The organism is Lysinibacillus sp. GJ-1, assembly GCF_021166035.1.
Classification (GTDB): Bacteria; Bacillota; Bacilli; order Bacillales_A; family Planococcaceae; genus Lysinibacillus; species Lysinibacillus sphaericus.
In genome coordinates, this window is the sequence record NZ_CP088912.1 from 480,259 (window position 1) to 500,784 (window position 20,526).

Annotated in this window: 18 protein-coding genes, 1 pseudogene and 1 riboswitch; of the genes and pseudogenes, 14 read left to right on the top strand and 5 right to left on the bottom strand. The window is 39.6% G+C overall.

Annotated elements, in window-relative coordinates:
- Positions 1–34: 34 nt before the first annotated feature.
- Positions 35–220, bottom strand: a complete 186-nt coding sequence (gene thmT, locus LO754_RS02210; protein ID WP_231785494.1) for a 2-hydroxymuconate tautomerase — start codon at positions 218–220, stop codon at positions 35–37.
- A 125-nt stretch (positions 221–345) separates the two neighbouring features.
- On the opposite strand from thmT, the gene LO754_RS02215 reads away from it, so the two are divergent.
- Positions 346–861, top strand: a complete 516-nt coding sequence (locus LO754_RS02215) for a YwhD family protein (protein ID WP_024362849.1) — start codon at positions 346–348, stop codon at positions 859–861.
- Positions 862–1,206: 345 nt separating this feature from the next.
- Here LO754_RS02215 and LO754_RS02220 read toward each other — a convergent pair whose 3' ends face one another.
- Positions 1,207–3,261: a transglycosylase domain-containing protein gene (locus LO754_RS02220; protein ID WP_024362850.1), complete on the bottom strand. Its 2,055-nt coding sequence runs from the start codon at positions 3,259–3,261 to the stop codon at positions 1,207–1,209.
- Positions 3,262–3,571: 310 nt separating this feature from the next.
- On the opposite strand from LO754_RS02220, the pseudogene speB reads away from it, so the two are divergent.
- The 4 genes and pseudogenes from speB (at position 3,572) to bioF (ending at position 7,068) form a co-directional block, all read left to right on the top strand.
- Positions 3,572–4,442 (top strand): annotated as a pseudogene (gene speB, locus LO754_RS02225) (agmatinase).
- A 241-nt stretch (positions 4,443–4,683) separates the two neighbouring features.
- Positions 4,684–5,184, top strand: coding sequence for a protein BioX (locus LO754_RS02230; protein ID WP_024362855.1), 501 nt, complete (start codon positions 4,684–4,686; stop codon positions 5,182–5,184).
- Complete coding sequence (gene bioW, locus LO754_RS02235) at positions 5,165–5,896, top strand: 6-carboxyhexanoate--CoA ligase (protein WP_231785495.1); 732 nt, start codon at positions 5,165–5,167, stop codon at positions 5,894–5,896. The genes LO754_RS02230 and bioW overlap by 20 nt, the downstream gene beginning before the upstream one ends.
- A gap of 2 nt (positions 5,897–5,898) precedes the next feature.
- A complete protein-coding gene (bioF, locus tag LO754_RS02240; protein ID WP_231785496.1) occupies positions 5,899–7,068 on the top strand; it encodes an 8-amino-7-oxononanoate synthase in 1,170 nt (389 codons plus the stop codon).
- A gap of 61 nt (positions 7,069–7,129) precedes the next feature.
- Here the strand turns inward: bioF and LO754_RS02245 are convergent, their stop codons facing one another.
- The 3 genes from LO754_RS02245 to LO754_RS02255 all read right to left on the bottom strand — a co-directional run bounded on the left by LO754_RS02245 (position 7,130) and on the right by LO754_RS02255 (position 9,739).
- Positions 7,130–7,504, bottom strand: a complete 375-nt coding sequence (locus LO754_RS02245) for a RidA family protein (protein ID WP_231785497.1) — start codon at positions 7,502–7,504, stop codon at positions 7,130–7,132.
- A gap of 13 nt (positions 7,505–7,517) precedes the next feature.
- The gene (locus LO754_RS02250) at positions 7,518–8,459 is read right to left on the bottom strand and encodes a threonine/serine dehydratase family protein (RefSeq protein ID WP_231785498.1); all 942 of its coding nucleotides are present in this window, start codon (positions 8,457–8,459) and stop codon (positions 7,518–7,520) included.
- Positions 8,460–8,629: 170 nt separating this feature from the next.
- On the bottom strand, positions 8,630–9,739 hold the full coding sequence (locus tag LO754_RS02255) for a diguanylate cyclase (RefSeq protein WP_231785499.1): 1,110 nt from the start codon (positions 9,737–9,739) through the stop codon (positions 8,630–8,632).
- A gap of 167 nt (positions 9,740–9,906) precedes the next feature.
- Here LO754_RS02255 and LO754_RS02260 point away from each other — a divergent pair, with 167 nt between their 5' ends.
- From LO754_RS02260 to LO754_RS02300, 9 genes are all read left to right on the top strand, one after another.
- Positions 9,907–10,335: a YwiB family protein gene (locus tag LO754_RS02260; RefSeq protein WP_231785500.1), complete on the top strand. Its 429-nt coding sequence runs from the start codon at positions 9,907–9,909 to the stop codon at positions 10,333–10,335.
- Positions 10,335–12,002, top strand: coding sequence for an arginine--tRNA ligase (gene argS, locus LO754_RS02265; RefSeq protein ID WP_231786275.1), 1,668 nt, complete (start codon positions 10,335–10,337; stop codon positions 12,000–12,002). Before LO754_RS02260 ends, argS begins: the two co-directional genes overlap by 1 nt.
- Before the next feature lie 204 nt (positions 12,003–12,206).
- Positions 12,207–12,596 (top strand): MerR family transcriptional regulator, encoded by a 390-nt coding sequence (locus tag LO754_RS02270; protein WP_025218575.1) that lies wholly within the window; start codon positions 12,207–12,209, stop codon positions 12,594–12,596.
- Positions 12,589–14,091: a class I adenylate-forming enzyme family protein gene (locus tag LO754_RS02275; protein ID WP_024362864.1), complete on the top strand. Its 1,503-nt coding sequence runs from the start codon at positions 12,589–12,591 to the stop codon at positions 14,089–14,091. The genes LO754_RS02270 and LO754_RS02275 overlap by 8 nt, the downstream gene beginning before the upstream one ends.
- 2 nt (positions 14,092–14,093) lie before the next feature.
- Positions 14,094–15,761, top strand: coding sequence for an acyl-CoA dehydrogenase family protein (locus tag LO754_RS02280; RefSeq protein ID WP_231785501.1), 1,668 nt, complete (start codon positions 14,094–14,096; stop codon positions 15,759–15,761).
- Positions 15,762–15,925: 164 nt separating this feature from the next.
- Positions 15,926–16,111, top strand: a riboswitch (cobalamin riboswitch).
- Between the two features lie 214 nt (positions 16,112–16,325).
- Entirely contained in the window at positions 16,326–17,291 is a 966-nt protein-coding gene (locus LO754_RS02285; RefSeq protein ID WP_231785502.1) for an ABC transporter substrate-binding protein, read from the top strand.
- Complete coding sequence (locus LO754_RS02290; protein WP_024362867.1) at positions 17,288–18,289, top strand: FecCD family ABC transporter permease; 1,002 nt, start codon at positions 17,288–17,290, stop codon at positions 18,287–18,289. The genes LO754_RS02285 and LO754_RS02290 overlap by 4 nt, the downstream gene beginning before the upstream one ends.
- Positions 18,286–19,746, top strand: coding sequence for an adenosylcobinamide amidohydrolase (locus tag LO754_RS02295; protein WP_024362868.1), 1,461 nt, complete (start codon positions 18,286–18,288; stop codon positions 19,744–19,746). The genes LO754_RS02290 and LO754_RS02295 overlap by 4 nt, the downstream gene beginning before the upstream one ends.
- A 12-nt stretch (positions 19,747–19,758) precedes the next feature.
- Positions 19,759–20,322 carry a cob(I)yrinic acid a,c-diamide adenosyltransferase gene (locus LO754_RS02300; RefSeq protein ID WP_024362869.1) on the top strand — a complete coding sequence of 188 codons (564 nt, stop codon included), beginning with the start codon at positions 19,759–19,761 and terminating at the stop codon, positions 20,320–20,322.
- Positions 20,323–20,526: the final 204 nt, after the last annotated feature.

Consider the following 20,526-nt stretch of genomic DNA (forward strand, 5'->3'; position numbering starts at 1 on the left):
GGTAGAGCGGACTGTTGCTCTACCCGAATTATAGTTATTTATCGCTGAAGCGGACGCCTGCCACACCATAATGGTTTTTGGACATTTCTTCAATGAAAACTGTTACGTTTTCAACAGGTGCGTTTACTGTACGTGAAACGGCTTCTGTTACTTCTTTTACTAGTGCGCGTTTTTGTTCCTCGGTACTACTTTCAATCATTTTTACTGTTACATATGGCATAATAGTGCCTCCTTTTAGAATTATGTTGTATAGTTAGTTTATAAGAAATTATAAACTTCTTACTTATGCACAAAAGCGCAAGAATATGCTTTACTTTATAATAGCAGAATGGAGGGAATTAAAGTATGGCAAATGAAGAGAAACCAAAACAAAAAATGGGCTTTACCATTATAAAAAATGACCCGACAGACGGCCATAAAGGATTTGGTATTGGTTCGCTTTCACTTGAAAACGTGTCACCAGTCATTATTGATATAGAAGAAGGGAAAGCTTCAGTTGAAATTGGGGCGATGCATGCACGTAGCGATGTAGAACGGGGCATTAAATTTACGACCGATCGTGCTGATTCAGAAGGTGGGAAGCCTTACTGGTTGGTTTGGGTAACGATTGACCATAAAGCAGATGGACCGTACTATGCTGGTGTAACAGCTTGTGAAATGGTAGTAAATCGTGAAAAACGCCGTGGATATAAAATTTTGGCGGATCACGTTAATAAAATGGATAAGTCGATGAAACGACAAATTATTGTAGACCATATGGATGAAGCGTCTAAAAAAGTATTAGCTTCTTTCCTAGAGGAGCTGAATCCAGAGCTATGGATGCGCAGTGAGGAGCAATTACGTCAAGACTTATTTGTATAATAGACCTACAATGATTGAACAATCTGTGACATTTTGCAATCGCTTTCGATATAAGGTTGAAAGTAGATATGAAAAAAAGTACACTTGATTCAGAGCTTACATTTTAGTAAGCTAGGACACTTGGTCCCAGAATGTGATGAGTGCTATGCGGCATTTGAACAACCCAAACCCAAGCCAAATGCCCCATGATTCTCATCCTTTCCAGGACCAAAAATAAGAAAAGCTTTCTGTTCCCACGGACACGTCTCCGGGGAAGAGAAAGCTTTTCTTTTTCGCTTTATGTCTATAGCCTTTGTCGAGAGCTTTCATTAAATAAAACGATGATGCCCCGTTAAAGGTTGCGCATTATTGTTTATTGTTGAAAAACGGTAGCATATTCCAAAATTCTCCCCACGTATTGCTATCCAGAATATCAAAGTTTGTACATTTTTCACTAGGTACATCTTTCGTTTCTAAATATACAAGACGTTGTTTAGGGCAGGCATCTGTTGCAAGCTTTCCTGTTTCAATATCAATTACTACTCCTTTAACGCCATTTGGTTTTGTGAAGTCTTCGTTTTTAGTTCCTTTATTCACGCTTTCCATAAAGTCGATCCAAATTTGCTTTGTTGCAGCCGAATCTTCTTTCGAAGTAAGGTTTTTACCTTGGTCGTAGCCGTTCCAAACACCCGCTGTTAAATTTGGTGTAAAGCCGATAAGCCACTGATCACTATTGGTAGAACCAGATTTTGCGGCATACGTATGTGTCATACGTGAACGAATACTAATCCCTGTAGCAGGTGAGTAGTCACTAAATACAGGATCGAAAATACCAGTCATCATTTCTGTTAGTATATAGGTATTTTCTTTTGACAGCACCGTTTCATTTTGTTTTTCAACGTTTTTATTATCGTAAATAACTTCTCCATTGGCATTTTTAATGGAGATAATCGTTGTCGGCACAGTTTTTTGTCCTTGTGACGCTAAAATATTATAAGCATTTGTCATATCGTACAGTGTTGTTTCCATCGTTCCAAGAGCAAGTGATAGATTGTCTTTTGAGCCTATATTTACACCAAAACGGTCTGCTATATTATGAAATGCTTTAAATCCAATATCCTCTAACGTTTTAACTGCATAGATATTATCGGAAATTGCAATTGCCTGAGCCATTGACATGTCATGGTCTGCGAATTCACCGTTGACGTTTTTAGGAGAGTAAGTGCTGCGTCCGTTATCAATAGTGAACGTAGTTTGTCCGACATCTAAATACGTTAAAGGCGTATAGCCATTTTCTAACGCTGCTGCATATAAAACGGGCTTAATCGTTGACCCTGGTTGACGTTTAGCTTGTGTTACACGGTTAAATGAGCTTGCGGCATAATCTTTCCCTCCAACAAGCGCTGTAACAGCTCCTGTTTTCGATTGCATACTGACAAACCCTGTTTGCAAATCATTAGCAGGCATATTTTTAGCTACAGCTTCTTCTGCTGCTTTTTGATGACCTAGGTTAAGCGTTGTTTGAATTGTCCAACCGCCTTCGCTAATATCAAGATTTTTTGCTTTTAAAATTTCACTAGCTTCTTGCCATGCTACATCCAAGAAATAAGGTGCTACGGATTTAGAGGCAACCCACATATCGTTCTTCAAAACAAGTTGCTCTTCTTGTGCACGCGTTTTCTCTTCTTGTGTTATTGCGCCTTGATCTGCCATCAGTTTTAAAATGACGTGCTGGCGATTTGTTGCCTTTTCAAGATTGGCAATGGGTGAGTAAATACTTGGTCCTTTCGGTACACCTGCCAGCATGGATGCCTCCGCTAACGTCAAATCTTTTGCTGATTTTCCATAATAGTAGCGACTTGCAGCTTCTACGCCATACATACCATGTCCGTAGTAAACTGTGTTTAAATAACCTTCTAATATTTCGTCTTTGTTATAAAAAACTTCTAATCTATAAGCATACAATGCCTCGTTTGCTTTTCGAGTCCATGACTTTTCATGGGATAAATATAAGTTTCGAGCATATTGTTGGGTGATTGTACTTGCACCTTGCACCTTACTACCAGCTTTAATATCAACTAATAACGCACCGGCAATACGAGAAAAGTCAAAACCGCTATGTTTGTAGAAATCTTTATCCTCTACAGCGACGGCTGCCTTTACTAAATAGGGTGACATCTCATCAAGACTTACCCAATAGCGACGTTCATTTGTAAAATGGTCTCCTATTTGGTTCTCGTTTTCATCTAAGAAAATAGAGGCTTTCGGTACAGTTAATGGCGGTGCACCAGCCACTTGAACATAGACGCGTAGGGCAATAAATGCTACTACTATTGCAGATGCAAAGGCGACAAAAAGTGTAAGCGTTTTGCGTGTACGCTTTATACGCTTTTGCTTACGTTGATAGCTTTTTCTTTTCATCCGACTTCACCTCGATTTCTAACAACTTGCGTTTAGTATGTGTCTGAATATTATTCTTTAATCGGAATTGTAAGCAAAAACTATTGCACTTTATTCAAAAACATCTATACTTTTTTTGTACTGATATGAAACGCTAGCTTTCGACAACAGCATTGCATTTTGTAGATTTTAAATGAATTTTGCTAGACGTTCCAATAATGTATACGAGGATTTGCTGAGTGAGGTTTCATTACAAACCTGTAAGTCCTTCGTCGTAATAACTATAACAACTGAATTTCATAGGAAGTTCAGAGATTAATGGAGGCTAGATATGAGATTTGATGAAGCTTATTCAGGAAATGTTTTTATAAAAAGTCATCCTACATATGAGGATGCACAGGCAGTTATTTATGGCATGCCGATGGACTGGACAGTAAGTTACCGTCCAGGGTCACGTTTTGGTCCACAACGTATTCGTGAAGTGTCGATTGGCCTAGAAGAGTATAGCCCATATTTAGATCGCGAATTAGAAGAGGTAAAGTATTTTGATGCAGGGGATATTCCATTACCATTCGGCAATGCTCAACGTTCTTTAGATGAAATTGAGAAATTCATTGTGAAATTATTAGAAGATGGTAAAATTCCTGTCGGCATGGGCGGCGAGCATTTAGTGTCTTGCCTGTAATGAAGGCAGTTGCTGCAAAGTACGATGACTTAGCCATTATTCATTTCGATGCACATACAGATTTACGTGTGGAATATGAAGGGGAGCCACTTTCCCATTCAACACCGATTCGTAAAATTGCCGAGCATATTGGCCTAAAAATGTCTATTCATTTGGCATTCGTTCAGGTATGAAGGAAGAATTTGAATGGGCGAAAGAAAACGGTATGCATATTTCAAAATTTGAAGTACTAGAGCCGTTAAAAGAAGTGTTACCAACATTAGCAGGCCGCAATGTCTACGTAACAATTGATATCGATGTACTAGATCCAGCACATGCACCTGGTACTGGTACTGTAGATTGTGGAGGCATTACGTCGAAAGAATTATTAGCTTCTATTCATGCAATTGCTGCAAGTGACGTCAATGTAGTAGGCTTTGATTTAGTTGAAGTAGCACCAATCTATGACACATCAGAAATGACAGCCAATACGGCAAGTAAATTATTAAGAGAAATGATTTTAGGCTGGGTAAAATAATACAGGCTTTGTATAGGTTGTTAGAAAGCGGTTTGAATGGGGTTAGCGATGAGCTAACCCCTTTTTCTATGTTTAAATGCGCATGTTGCCAATCTCATGACTGCATCGCCACAGCCGTTAAAGATATAGTCCTTTATGAAAAAAATCAATTTTAATCTACCTTCCTATCTATAAATGTGTTAACTTAATTATTATTAAGGTTAACTCAAATCGAAGAATTTAGAATGGGAGGAATAGGAGAATGCGAAAGTTTTCTACATATGATCTTGCTCAGATTTCATTACTAGCTTGTCTTATTATCGTTACAGGCATGTTTAAGATTCCAACAGGTATTCCTGGATCTGAGTTTCAATTATCTGCACCGATTGCCGTTGCGATTGCAGCAGTATTTGGATTTAAGCGATATTTTCTTGCGGGAATCATTGCAAGTCTAATCTTATTTTTACTAGGTATACACTCCATCTTAAATGTTGAAATTTCAATAATTTTCCGATTGACTGTTGGTCTAATCATTGTTTTATTAGGAACTTCAATTCCGGTACTAGTTGTGGCAGGACCGATTGGAACAATGGTTGCTAGACTTGGATTGGCTTTTACGTTAGGGACCCCGTTTTTGCCACTATTCGTTTTGGCGATTCCAGGGATGGTCATTACGGCTGTCAGTGTTTATCCAATAACGAAAATGTTATATGCAATTAATAAGAAAGTAGCAGGTGATCATCATGTTAGAAACGTGTTATAGCATTCGAATGCGTGCAGCTGAAAAAAATCTCGAAGGAGGAGAAAAGCATATATCTGGTGGGGAACGGATAGGGAGTGATTTTCAAATAGAGCCAATTGTAAAACAGTTATTGAACAAAGCAAGGAATCATTCGCGCGGAGATGCTGACTTTATTCAAATTACCGTTGAAAAACTTACAGGTGATCAGATACTGTATATGCCACCGTTAGAAATAACGACAATTGATGAGAGTTCAATTGAAAGGGCACATAAAGAAGCTAGGAGTATATTAACCTCAGTAGGTGTTTCCAAGCAGGCACAAAATGTTGCTTTTCATCTACTTGCTAGTAACCAAAATCTTCGTGGGGCTATCCTCCTTCATAGTCAAACTGGCTTGCGACTTGACAATCGCGGACTGAAAGGCGTTCGTGTATCACGAATCGATTGGCAAGACGCTGATGTAGGTTACAATGAGCGTGTTCGTGAAGCGCTAGCTCTGGCAACGAAAGTGGCAAATTCTCCGTATACCATCGCAGAATTATGTTGGTCAGATGATCCAGAATACGTTACTGGCTATGTAAGCAATCATGAGATTGGTTATGTCAGAATTACGCCTTTAAAAAGGGAAGGCTGTGAAAGTGGCGGACGTATTTTTTTTGTGTCAGATGAAGTTGAGCTAGAATCATATATACACTATTTAGAAAGAGAACCTATTCTCATTAGGGGGCATTAAAAATGAATGATCGCTTTCGAAGGGAACTGCAAGTAATAGAAGAGCAAGGATTGACAAGGAAGTTACGTTTGTTTTCAACTGGAAATGAAAGTGAGGTAGTGATGAATGGTAAGAAATTTTTGCTATTTTCATCGAATAACTACATAGGCCTTGCAACAGATAGTCGTTTGAAAAAGAAAGCAACTGAAGGCATTAGTAAATACGGTACAGGGGCTGGCGGTTCTCGACTTACAACTGGAAACTTCGACATTCATGAACAGCTAGAATCTGAAATTGCAGATTTTAAAAAGACTGAAACGGCCATTGTATTCAGCAGTGGGTATTTAGCGAACGTTGGTGTGATTTCGAGTGTGATGAAGGCAGGAGATACTATCTTTTCTGATGCTTGGAATCACGCGAGTATTATAGACGGTTGTCGATTAAGTAAAGCCAAAACGATTGTTTATGAACATGCGGATATGGTGGATTTAGAGCGGAAATTAAGGCAATCACATGGGGATGGAATGAAGTTCATCGTAACGGATGGCGTTTTTAGTATGGATGGTGATATTGCGCCACTTCCAAAAATAGTAGAGTTAGCCAAGGAATACAAAGCGTACATAATGATTGATGATGCGCATGCAACAGGTGTTCTTGGCAATGATGGTTGTGGTACCGCTGATTATTTTGGTTTGAAAGATGAGATTGATTTTACAGTAGGCACGTTGAGTAAAGCGATTGGTGCAGAGGGTGGATTTGTATCGACGTCATCCATTGCTAAGAACTATTTGTTAAATAACGCCCGATCTTTTATTTTCCAAACAGCTTTATCGCCAAGTGCGATTGAAGCAGCGCGAGAAGGAATTTCCATCATACAGAATGAGCCCGAGCGGAGAAAGCAATTGCTGAAAAATGCGCAGTACTTACGATTGAAATTAGAGGAATCTGGTTTTGTAATGAAAGAAGGGGAAACACCTATTATTTCTCTTATTATTGGTGGTTCTCATGAAGCCATGCAGTTTTCTGCGAAACTACTGGATGAAGGTGTCTTTATTCCAGCGATTCGACCACCAACAGTGCCGAAAGGGTCAAGTCGGTTGCGTATAACAGTAATGGCTACACATACAATAGAGCAGCTCGATATGGTCATTAGTAAAATTAAGAAAATAGGAAAAGAAATGGGGATTGTATAATTGTTTGAGTGCCTGGCACTCAAACAATTTTTGATTGCTTTTTCTTATTAATTACATAGCACTAACCTTCAAGTTCTGCAATTGCCTCTAATTCAATTAAGCAGCCATGGCTTAATTCTTTAATTGGGATAATGGCGCGGGCAGGCTTATGAATACCGAAAAATTGTGCATAAGTTTCATTTACGTCCGCCCATAAATCAGCAGATGTTATATAGACGCGACACATAACAACAGCCTCCTTCGTAAGACCGCTTGCTTGAAGCACGACTTCCATCTTTTGAAGAGCCATGAATGTTTCAGCGTGAATGCCACCAGTTGCAGGTTTGCCTGTAGCTGGATCGACTGAAGTTTGCCCCGAAATATATAAATTCCCGTTACTAATCATGCCTGGTGTATAATGCCCGATTGGCTCTTGTTCTATCAAAACTTTCTTCATAATAAGTTCCTCCTTATAAACGTTGTAATTGATTTAGCCCAATATTGCCACCTGAAATAAGGAAGCAAACATGGTCGTTTTTCGTAATCGGTAAATTGCCTCGAAGAGCTGCTCCTATCCCGATGGCAGAGGAGGGTTCAGCTAATATTTTGCCTTCTAGTAGCAATGTTTTTATCCCGTTAAGTATGGAAGCTTCGTCTACACGCACAATGTCATCAACTAATTTTTCAACAATCGGGAAGTTTCGCTCCCCAGGTTGTAAAGTTAATAGAGCATCCGCTAACGATTGTTGTTCAGCTAATAGTAATCTTTTACCAACTTGAATACTTTCTGAATAGCGAGGAACGACGGCTGGTTCAACACCAATGATTTTAATATGTGGTGCTAAAGATTTTACCGCAGTTGCGACACCACTTAGCAGACCACCACCACCAATAGGAACAACAATTGCACTGACCTGAGAGAACTGTTCTAAAATTTCCAATCCTACTGTCCCTTGCCCCGCCATAATATCGTAATCATCATAAGGATGCACAATGGCATAACCATGTTCTAAGCTTAGGGCTTCAGTCACTTGATGTCTTTCGGCAAGCGTACATTGGACAATGCGTGCACCAAGGGCTCGTATTCCTTCGACTTTAACAGATGGCGCTGAATCGGGTAAAACGATGGTTGCTGGAATATTTAATAGTTGAGCCGCGAAAGCCACACCTTTGCCATGATTACCGGAGGAAGCTGCCACAACGCCATGTTGTAATTGTTCAACTGGCATCGACAGCAGTTTGTTAAGAGCCCCACGCAATTTAAAAGAGTTTGTTTTTTGCATATTTTCGGCTTTTATCGAAACGTTGCAATGTAATAAATTATCGAGTCCTTGCAAGCGAATAACAGGTGTTTCATAAATATAAGGTGCGACTTTCAGTTTGGCAGCTTGGATTTTTTCAAGCGATAGCATAAAGTATACCTCATTTCTTTTAACAATTTGAAAATTCAGAAATAATAATATAAATGTAGTATTAGAGTTAATATCTGTCAATGTTTGCTAGCACGGCACATAAAAAGAAACTGCAAGACGTTTGCAAATATCGCAAAAGTTTCGCAGTTTCTGGTATAGAGGACCTAACATTAGCATCCTTTATGAAATTCACTATTGTTGGCATGTACTACTTGGTTGCCACCTAAAGCTTTCACTTCTGTAGTAACCTGTGTGGCGATAATGGCAAGTTCATCAAAGTCTACAGCGTTATCGGGACTTGAACTAATACCAATAGAAACCGTCAATGGCGTAGTTTGCCTGTCATTAATTTTAAAAGAGTGATGTGCAATTACATGTCTTAGTTTTTCAGCATGATAGAGGGCGATAGCAGGTGGGGCATCTTTTAAAATAATATAAAACTCCTCACCAGCAACACGTGCAGCCATTCCGTTTTTCGTTTCAATATAATGATGAATAATGGTAGCGAGTTGCTTAATAATCCCATCACCAGCTAAATGGCCATACTTAATATTTATATCTTTCATATTGTCGACATCAAAATGGAGTACAGAAAAATTGTCCGTTTCTAGTACCATTTCTTGTGCAAATGATCGTATCGCCAAATTATTTGGTAGTTGTGTTAAATAGTCTTTTTCCTTAAGTCGATAAATGAGCTGTACTTTTTCACTAGTTGCTTGTAAACGTGTAATAACTGTGAAAATTGTAAAAAATGTAAAAAGGGCATAGGCAATGAATCCTAAAATGGTCTCTATTTTCAGTATAGGTGGCATGCAGATTGCTAGTACAAGCATTACAATAATTTCTGCCATGACACTAAAAAAATAAGTTGTTAAAGTGTGAAGTGTAATAGGCTTTTTACAAGCGACAAAGGCAAGGATAATCGAAAGAACGATTAAATTAATGTTTGATAAACTTGATATGGACAATAAAGATTGTGTAGGAATGATATGTAGACTCCCTACCCCCATAATTGCACCGCTTATAATAATTGACCACGGACCACCAATCAGCCCACTGTATAGTAGCGGTACAATATGAATGTTTATAAGCGTCCCTTGTAAAAAACGTAACGATATAGCACTTAATACTAGGCCTGTCATACCAAAAATAATGCCGACTAAAATTGGTTTAAAATCTTTGATAAATGATTTTCTTCGAGTCGGATGAGTAAATGGCCAATACGTTAAAATAATTAAAGTAAAGGTAATACAAAAGCTGACATAAATATGAAGTAACATCTATTAATAGTAGTTCCTTTCTCGAACATATATAGATAATAGTAAATCTTTTCACTTTCTCTGCCAATGCTTGAAAACAATACGCACTTGTATCTTGAAAAAAAGCGGACATTTATCCTATAATAAAAAGGTTATAGTAAAAAGATTAAAAGGGAGCGTCCATGAAGGTGAACGAAGTAAAATCGCAGGTGAACATTAAGCTCATTTCGACGATTCGTCCGATTGATGGGGAGTCCGAAATCTTGGAAAAGTGGTTGGATGGGCAGCTAATCAATAAAGCAGATTCCCTATATTTAAAATATGAAGAGATGCAGGATGATAAAACAATCCGCACGACGATGAAGTTAGACACGGAACGGGCACTTATTATGCGCGCTGGAGCAGTCAAAATGCGCTTACCACTCAATATTTTTGAACAACAAATTGACCATTATGAAAGTGAATTAGGTTCGATGCCACTCGTAACACAAACAAAAAACATGCTATTTACTAGACATGAAATGTGCGGAGATTTTCATGTGCAATACGATTTATTAATGGGTGGACAAAGCGTTGGCAATTATACATTAGACATTACATTTACGGAGGTACAATGATGAACGCAGTAGAACAAGTACAACAAGCCATTAAAACGGCAATTGCGCAGGCTGTTGACAAAGCAGGCTTAGTCGAAGCTGGCACAGAGTTAACGATTCACCTTGAAACACCAAAAGACAAAGCAAACGGTGATTATGCAACAAATGTTGCCATGCAATTAACGAAATTAGCGAAAAAGCCACCGCGTGCAATTGCAGAGGCAATTTTAGAAAACCTTGAAACAGCAGGAACTGATATCGAAAAAATCGACATCGCAGGTCCTGGTTTTATGAATATAACGGTTCGTAAAGATTTCTTAACAGAAGTTGTAACAGCTATCCTTGAACAAGGTGCTGATTATGGTCGCTCTATCGCAGGAGCTGGTGAAAAAGTGCAAGTTGAATTTGTTTCAGCAAATCCAACTGGCGACCTACACTTAGGTCATGCACGTGGAGCATCTGTAGGGGATTCATTGTGTAATGTTTTAGATATGGCTGGTTATGCTGTATCTCGTGAGTACTATATTAACGATGCTGGTAATCAAATTAATAACTTGGCTTATTCTCTGGAAGCGCGCTATAAGCAAGCATTAGGCCTTGCTGCTGATATGCCTGAAGATGGCTATCATGGTCAAGATATTATCGACATTGCAGGTAAATTAGCGAGCGAGCATGGCGATTCGATTTTATCAAAACCGGATGAAGAACGTTTTGCATTTTTCCGTCAACATGGTCTTGCTTTAGAATTAGATAAATTAAAAACAGACTTAGCGAACTTCCGCGTGAATTTTGATGTGTGGTATTCTGAAACATCATTATATGACAACGGCAAAATCGAAGTAGCATTAGATAAATTAAAAGCGAATGGTCATGTATTTGAAGAGGACGGTGCGACTTGGTTCCGTTCTACAACATTCGGTGACGATAAAGACCGTGTCCTAATTAAAAACGATGGCTCTTTCACATATCTGACACCAGATATCGCTTACCATGAGGATAAAATTGTTCGTGGATTCGATAAACTAATTAACATTTGGGGAGCAGACCACCACGGCTATATTCCACGTATGAAAGCGGCTATTCAAGCACTTGGCTATGACCGTGACACACTTGAAGTGGAAATTATCCAAATGGTGCAGTTATACAAAAACGGCGAGAAATTCAAAATGTCCAAACGTACAGGGAATGCTGTAACGATGCGTGAGCTTGTGGAAGAGGTTGGTCTAGATGCTGTGCGTTACTTCTTTGTGAAAACAGCTGGTGATTCACATATGGATTTTGACCTTGACTTAGCGGTTTCACAATCAAATGAAAACCCAGTGTACTATGCACAATATGCACATGCGCGTATTTCTTCTATTTTACGTTCAGCGACAGAACAAGGCTTCGCTACTTCAACAGCAAATTTAAGCCTGTTAACTGCTGAAAAAGAGATTGATTTATTGAAAAAAATTGGTGATTTCCCGAAAGTAGTGGCGGATGCTGCAAAACACCGTACACCACACCGTATCGCTAACTATATTCAAGAAACAGCAGCTGCATTCCATAGCTTCTATAACGCTGAAAAAGTGTTAGATGCATCGAATAAAGAGCTAACAGAAGCGCGTTTAGCACTGATTACAGCTGTTCGTACAACGATTGCCAACGCACTACGTCTAATTGGCGTATCTGCACCAGAAAAAATGTAATGTACATGATTATCACCCCGACACAATTGCGTGTCGGGGTTTTTTCTGTTTTTACGAACAAAATTGTTTGAGAATTGTTTGAGTGACTGGCACCGTTTTTTTGTGTTTTGTGTGTGTATTTTTCTGTTTATTTCTAATTTTCTGTTGAAGTTGACGTTAACGTTAATGATATACTGATGAAAAATTGTGAAGGGGGAGTTGGTTTTGAAAACGATTCAGGAAGTCGCGAAGCAATTTAATGTTTCTACACGTACGATTCGTTATTACGAGGAGTTGGGGCTACTAAGTCCACATCGATCTTCTACGAATCAACGAACCTTTTCCAAAAAGGAAATGGCGAAGCTCAAGCTTATTTTTAGAGGAAAGCGTTATGGTTTCTCATTGGAAGAAATCAAGGAGATGGTGTTGCTCTTTGATTTTGATCGTTCAGGGATTCAACAATTGGAACGGACTGTGGCATACGGAAATCAAAAAATACAAGAAATTGAGAGTAAAATAGCTGAGCTTACACAAATGAAAAATGAATTACAGCAATTACATGGCATGTTTAGTGAAAAATTATTGACTTTAAAGGGAGAGATGCACGATGAATAGTTCAAATTTGTTAGCGCGAAATGCCCGAAAGTACCCTATGAAAGAAGCTGTTGTTTGTCATGGGAAAAGCGTGACTTACCGCGAATTAGATGAGCAAGTGACGCGACTTGGTCATGCTTTGATGGAACAGGGTGTTCGCCAAAATGATAAAGTGATTATTTTTATGCCTAATGTTGTAGAGTTTGTTGTTAGTTATTTTGCGATTCAGCGTATAGGCGCTATTGTCGTTCCTGTAAATGCCAAATTTACATTGCAGGAGGTTGAGTATGTTGCACAGCATGCTGAGGCTAAAGCCATTTTAGTACATGAAGCTATATTTGCTACTGTCGAGCATATCAACGTCGTGCCTTTAAAGATTAAGACGGGTCATATGGAGGCAGGGTGGCTTCATTATGAGACGTTAATACAACATGCAAGTACACAAACAATAGATTGCCAGCTAAATGAAGAGGATGCCTCAACGATTTTATATACTTCAGGCACAACAGGAAAACCAAAGGGTGTGCTATTTAGTTATCGTAATATATTAACAGTAGCACAGATGATTGCCGTCGAAATGGAAGTAAAGCCTGCAAGCCGTATTCTTCTAATGATGCCGTTAACGCATTCAGCCCCATTACATTTATTTTTAATGGCAGGCGTCCTTGTTGGCTCCACAAATGTATTAACGCCAACCTTTACACCAGATTTGTTACTAGACATGGTAGAACAAGAAAAGACGACGCATTTTTTCGGGGCACCAGTCGCTTACTTATTAACTGCTCAAACAAAGAGACTGCAAACGGCAGATTTATCTTCAATGAAATGGTGGGTTTACGGAGGGGCGCCATTATCACAAAATGAAATTCGTCATATACAAAAAGCTTTTCGAACAGAAAATCTAACATGTGTTTATGGTTTAACAGAGGCTGGGCCAAGTGGTTCTTTAATGTTCGGGCAAGAGCATATAGCGAAAGCAGGGAGTATTGGTCAACGTGCACCACTCGGTACGGAGCTACGCATTATTAACGATAGTGGGGAAGAAGTTGGTGTGAATGAGGTCGGGGAGATTGTGTTATTCGGTGAAGGCAACATGATGGGCTATTACAAAGATGAAATTGCTACAAAGGCAGCGTTTGTAGATGGTTGGTTGAAAACGGGAGATTTAGCGCGGAAAGATGAAGACGGCTTTATTTGGATTGTTGATCGAAAAAAAGATGTGATTATTTCAGGCGGTGTCAATATATATCCGAAAGAGATTGAAGATTTGCTTTTAAGCTATGACGGCATATTTGAGGTGGCTGTTATCGGAGTTCCACATCCGCAGTGGGGCGAAACCGTAAAGGCTGTGTATGCTACAAAGATAGAGATTGATGAGAGCGCACTTAAGGCGTATTTAGAGGAGCATCTAGCAAAATATAAAATTCCACGTCTATTTGAACGCGTGGAAGCGCTTCCGAGAAATGCTTCCGGGAAAATACTTAAACAATCATTGAAGGAACAAGGGGTGAGATAGCTATGAAAGTGCTACAGCAGGATGCAAGACAGACCACTAATTTTTTCACAGAGGATGAGACGCTCCATCAACTATTAGACATGATGCTAGATAAAGAGTTATTCGTCTATGCTAAGCGAGAATTAACGGATTTTGGTGAGCTTTGTGCAGGTGCTATTGACGTAAGGGCGAAGCATACTGATCGAGAGGGCGAACCTCGATTGCAACGCTATAATGCATATGGTGAGGAAGTTTCGGAAGTTTGGGTCAATGAAGGCTACAAAAAAACCATTGAAGAAACATACAACACGGGAATTGTAGGCTATGTGCATAAGAACATTCCGCAGTTAGGTAGGAAGGGGAATTATGTCTATAGCTTTGCGCAAGGCTATTTACTATCTCATGCGGAGCCAGGCTTCTATTGCCCCGTCACGTTAACGATGGCAACAGCCTATTTGCTGGATCATTATGCAAGTGAAGAGTTGAAGCAACGATTTTTACCACATGTTTGTGCAACAGGAGATACAGAGCTATATGAGGGAGCAACATTTTTAACAGAGCGGCAAGGTGGTTCAGATGTTGGCGCAAATATTGTAAAGGCTAGACAAGATGGACAGCATTATCTTATGTACGGAGAAAAATATTTTGCATCAAATGTAGGAATGTGTGGTGTGGCAATGGTTTTAGCACGCATTGAGGGCGCATCTACAGGTTCGAAAGGTTTAACATTATTTGCGGTCCCTTGGCGTCTAGACAATGGTAAGATAAACAACCTTCGCATTCGTCGTTTAAAAGATAAGCTCGGTGTGAGAGCAGTGCCATCAGGTGAGGTAGAGTTTGATGGTTCGTTAGCATATGTCGTTGGAGAACCAAATAAAGGAATCTATTATATGCTAGAGGCGCTTAATTTATCTAGAATTTGTAATGCAGTGGCTTCTATCGGTATTATGCGTCGCGGATTTTTAGAGGCGAAGCATTATGTGACTAATCGGAATGCATTTGGGCAACCTTTAATTCAATATCCTATGATTCAAGATACATTAGGGAAATATGCGGCGAAGGTCCATGTAGAAGTGGCTACTGTTTTCGATCTTATTCAATTGTATGACAAGGTAACGAGTGGTCAGGGCGATGAGCAGGATATGATTCTTAATCGCTTGAATATCGCCATTATGAAGAAAGAAACGGCTGAACAAGCGGTACATTATGCAAGCGAAGCGATTGAATTACATGGGGGAAATGGCTATATTGAAGATTTTGTTACGCCTCGTTTGCTTAGAGATGCGCAAGTACTTACGGTGTGGGAAGGTACAGCGAATATTTTAGCATTAGAGCTTATTCGCTTAGTCGATAAATATTTTGCCCATGAATTATTTGTACGAGTAATGCATGAGCGGTTGACTAAATTAGCAAATGGCTCATTAGTGCAAATTGTGGAAGAGCAACTAGCGAAATTAGAATGTACATTACAAACATTTAGTCGTCTGGATGAAGCTACTAAATCATACGAAGCAAAGGGAGTAGCCGAAAAAATGGCTCATCTCTATGAAAGTGTAGTAGCAGTCGAATGGGCAGCTAAATTTGGTGGCAAATACGAAAAGCTAGCAGATATATATTTAGAAAATACATGGGCATTACGCGAAATTGGCGCACCCATGAAAACGGTCCAGTATTTTTCAGATATTATGTAAGGAAATAAGCCTTTTTAAAAAGTTTTCAGACGGTAGATAAACTCAAATTTTTGTGAGTTTATCTACCGTCTTTAGGGTGTCAGGCACGCACACAATTTTTGAAGCACCTAGAATGGTGTCACTTTTTTTATCGTTCCCTATTTCTATTTTCATGTATAATAAAATCAACTGAATATTATAAAGGTTCTTTACTTAAGTAAAGTGAAAAGGGAAATCGGTGTAATTCCGATGCGGTCCCGCCACTGTAAGTGTGAGTTTTTTCAATGGATGCCACTGAAAGCTATTTTGGGAAGGCATGAAAAAGCATTTGGAGCACGAGCCAGGAGACCTGCCTTTATAGAACATTACATTTCAGCCTACGAGGATAGGATGGTGGTTTTTTTGTGCAAGCCCGCCTCTCGTTAAATGGACGAGGGCTTTTTTTATGTTTTGTAAGGCGACTATCGATAACCATTGAAAATAAAGGTGAGCAATCCCCATATTTAATAATGACAATCCCTATACTATCGATCAATCAAGTTAACAGAGCTAAAAAATGCACATACAATCTAAGGAGGATTCACAATGAAAAAGTATTGGAAGATAGGATTATCAGCATTTTTGGCAATGGGTTTACTTGCAGCATGTGGAGCACAACCGAAAAACGAGCAATCTGCATCAGAGCAGCAGGAGCAACAAGTAACCAAACAAGAAGAAGCAACATTTCCAGTGACAATAAAAGATGCTACTGGCAAAGATATCGTGCTAGAAGCACCGCCTGAAAAAATTGTTTCTCTTATTCCGAGTAATACAGAAATATTATTTGGGCTTGACCTAGATGACGAAATTGTCGGCGTCAATGATTATGATGATTATCCACCGGAGGCAGCTAAAAAAGAAAAAGTCGGCAGTATGGAGTTCAATATTGAACAAATTATCGCCTTACAGCCAGATATTGTGTTTGCTCATGAATCAGGAATGGCTTCTTTAGATGGAGCGATGGAGCAGCTTGAGGCAGCAGGTGTAAAGGTATTTGTAGTGGCGAATGCAAGCGATTTTAATGAAACTTATACGACGATTGAGCAATTAGGACGCGCAACTGGTAAGTTACCGGAGGCACAAAAAATTATTGCTAATATGAAAGCCAAAGTGGAAGAAATCCAAGCGAAATTGCAGGATGTGGAACCAAAGAAAGTCTTTGTCGAAACGTCAGATGAGCCTGAAATCTACACACCTGGTAAGGATACATTTATGCAGGAAATGCTAAATATGATTCATGCTGAAAATATTGCAGCCGATACAACTGGTTGGTTCAAAATTGATGCGGAGCAAATTATTACAAAAAATCCAGATGTCATCGTTGTCACATACGATTATGTGCCAAATATTTTAACGAAAATTCCACAACGTGCAGGCTTTGATACTATTACAGCTGTAAAAAATAAAGCAATTGTACAAGTAGATGAAAATTTAACAAGTCGTCAAGGCCCGCGTTTAGCAGATGGGCTTGAAGAGTTAGCGAAAGCCATCTATCCAGAGGCTTTCGAGTGAGTAGAGCATTATTAGCCTATATTACAGCCATTACGTTACTTCTTGTTAGCATCTGGTGTGGCGTATCAATAGGCTCGGTTCATATTCCATTTGAAGTATTTTGGAATAGGGCGGCAGATGAAACAGCCGCTAATATTTTATGGAAAATTAGGTTGCCACGCGTATTGCTGGCAGGACTTGTTGGCGCATCGTTGGCGATTGCAGGGGCAGCCTTCCAAGGGTTGTTAAAGAATCCATTGGCAGACCCTTATACGCTAGGTGTATCTTCGGGAGCGTCAGTAGGTGCTGTGGTGACATTATTTTTTGGTATCTCGATACCGGTTGTCGGGTTGTATGCATTACCAACGCTTAGTATGGTGGGTGCGGTACTAACAATGGTAGCTGTCATGAGCTTTGCCAGAATAGTCGACCGTGCACTGAAAATGGAAACACTTATTTTAACAGGCGTTATTTTTAGTTCTTTTTTAGGATCTCTTATATCCTTAATGATTGCATTATCAGGAGAAGAGCTCCGCCAAGTGATAGGCTGGTTGCTTGGTTCAGTTTCGATGCGGGGCTGGCCGTATGTGCAGATGATTACACCATTTGTTGTCATAGGCTCTGCTATTCTGTGGACGCAAAGACGAGAGCTCAATGTTCTATTATACGGAGAAGAACGTGCAAAGCATTTAGGTGTCAATGTAAAGCGTAGTAAATATTTAATTTTAGTAGGGGGCTCCATGCTGACTGGTGCGGCTGTTGCTGTTTCTGGCACAATCGGTTTTGTCGGTTTAGTTGTGCCACATATGACACGCATGATTTGGGGTTCGGATCACCGTCATCTATTGCCGTTATCATTTATCAATGGCGCAACATTGCTAATTATTTGTGATTTAGTGGCGCGAACGATCATTATCCCTCGGGAATTACCAATAGGCGTTATTACTGCATTTATCGGTGCTCCTGTCTTTTCTTATATTTTCTATAAGCAACGTCGAAGCAAGGGGGTACGTGTATGATTATCGTTGAACACCTATCGGGTGGCTATGAGGACGTACCTATCGTCAAAGATGTTAGTTTTACCGTTGAAAAGGGGAAAATCCTTGGCATTTTAGGACCTAATGGTAGTGGAAAATCGACATTATTGAAAGTCATTAGTGGTCTATTGCCTGCAACAGCAGGAACGGTTTTTTTAGATGGCAAAAATATTAAACACTATAGTCCACGCGCGCTGGCGAAAAAGATGGCCGTCTTACCACAATTACATGCCAATGCATTTTCAAATACCGTGCGGGAAGCGGTATCGCTCGGTCGTTATCCGCATCAAACTGGTTTTTTTTCCAATTGGTCAGAGCAGGATGAACGAGCTGTTCAATATGCCATGGATCAAACAGGCGTAGCACGCTATGAGCATACATCGATGGAATTTCTATCGGGCGGCGAGCAACAACGGGTTTTTGTAGCGCAAGCTTTGGCGCAAACAGCAGAAGTATTATTGCTAGATGAGCCGACCAATCACTTAGATATTGCCCATCAACGTCAACTTTTGGATATGGTGCGTAAGGAAGCAATCGAGTGCGGTTTAACAGTTATTATGGTGCTACATGACATGAATTTAGCCTCTCTTTATTGTGATGAATTATTGTTAATGGAGAGTGGCTCTGTGCGTGCTTTAGGTGTACCACATAAGGTGTTAATAGCTTCACAAATTGAGGATGTATATCAGGCACGGGTAACAACCTATGCCCACCCTGAAATACCGAAACCGCAAATTACAATTATGCCATCAACCAATGAATATCAGCAACGCGCTGACATCGTAAAAGAAGACTTTCGAGTAACGCCAGATTATATTCAACTAAAATCAACCATTCCTTTAAAAACCGTTTCTTCGGCTGTTCATAATCCTGGTATAGGATGGTATGACTGTCTATTAAATCGTTCAGTGCCAGGAGATTATGTTATTAGTGATGTTAAACAAGAGGTTGCGGACTTTTTACAAAGGGAGCATTTTTCACCGACAAGCACAGTTGTTATGTTAACGGCTGTTCCTACACAACTGTTTGCACTTAATGAATATAGCACTGCCTTTGGGAGTGTGTTTGTTGTGGTAACAGCAGGTGTTGGCAATGCTGTAGATGTCTCTCGTACACACGAACGGCAGGATACGCCATATATTGGTACTATCAATACGTGGGTTGTCATCAATGGCTGTTTATCGGAAGAGGCATTTTTTCAAGCATTGATGACTGCAAATGAAGCTAAAACAAAGGCTTTACAATCAGAAAACATTCGGGATCATTTAACTGATACGATTGCGACTGGTACTGCGACCGATAGTTTGCTTATTGCGGCAACGCAAAAGGGTGAGGAAATGCGCTATGGTGGACCGATTACGGCTGTTGGTAAGATTATTGGTAAAGGTGTTTATGAGACGACGGTGCAAGCAATTCAAAATTATAAAAATAAAGCATAGGAGTGGAACAAGATGAAACTTTACACAAAAACAGGCGATACAGGGAAAACAAGCTTAATTGGTGGGCGTGTCGACAAAGATAGTCTACGTGTGGAAACATACGGGGCAATTGATGAATTAAATTCATTTATCGGCAAGGCTGTTAGTGAATTAGATCGCGCGTTATTTAAAGATATTTTAGTGGATTTAGAAACGATTCAACATGAGCTTTTTGATGCAGGCGGTGATTTAGCAAATGTTATGAAGGAACGTCATTATAAGTTAACGGAAGCACCGATTGAAGTACTAGAGGCGCGAATAGATGCATTGTCAGACGAAGCGCCACCATTAGAGAAATTTATCTTACCTGGTGGAGCGCCGGCCGCTGCAACATTACACATCGCACGTACAGTTGCACGCCGAGCAGAGCGCCAAATGGTAACGCTAATGAAAGAAATTGAAGATGTACCGACTATTGTACAAAAATATTTAAATCGTTTATCAGATTATTTATTTGCCGCAGCACGTGTTGTGAATGCACGTTTAAACTTACCTGATATTGAATATATTCGTAGTGGCAATGTCTTTAAAAAATAACTTAAGTAGAGAAGAAGGCAGCAACGCATAACAGCAAATAAACAAAAGATTTGAGCCTAACGATGCAAAAAAAGAACCATTTTTAAAATAAATATTTTAAGCGGAATTTATGACGATGAATACAAGTAATTGTAAGATAAAACGATAAATTCAAATGCCAAAAAGCTACTCCGAAAGTAAAAATCAGGGTAGCTTTTTTGCTTA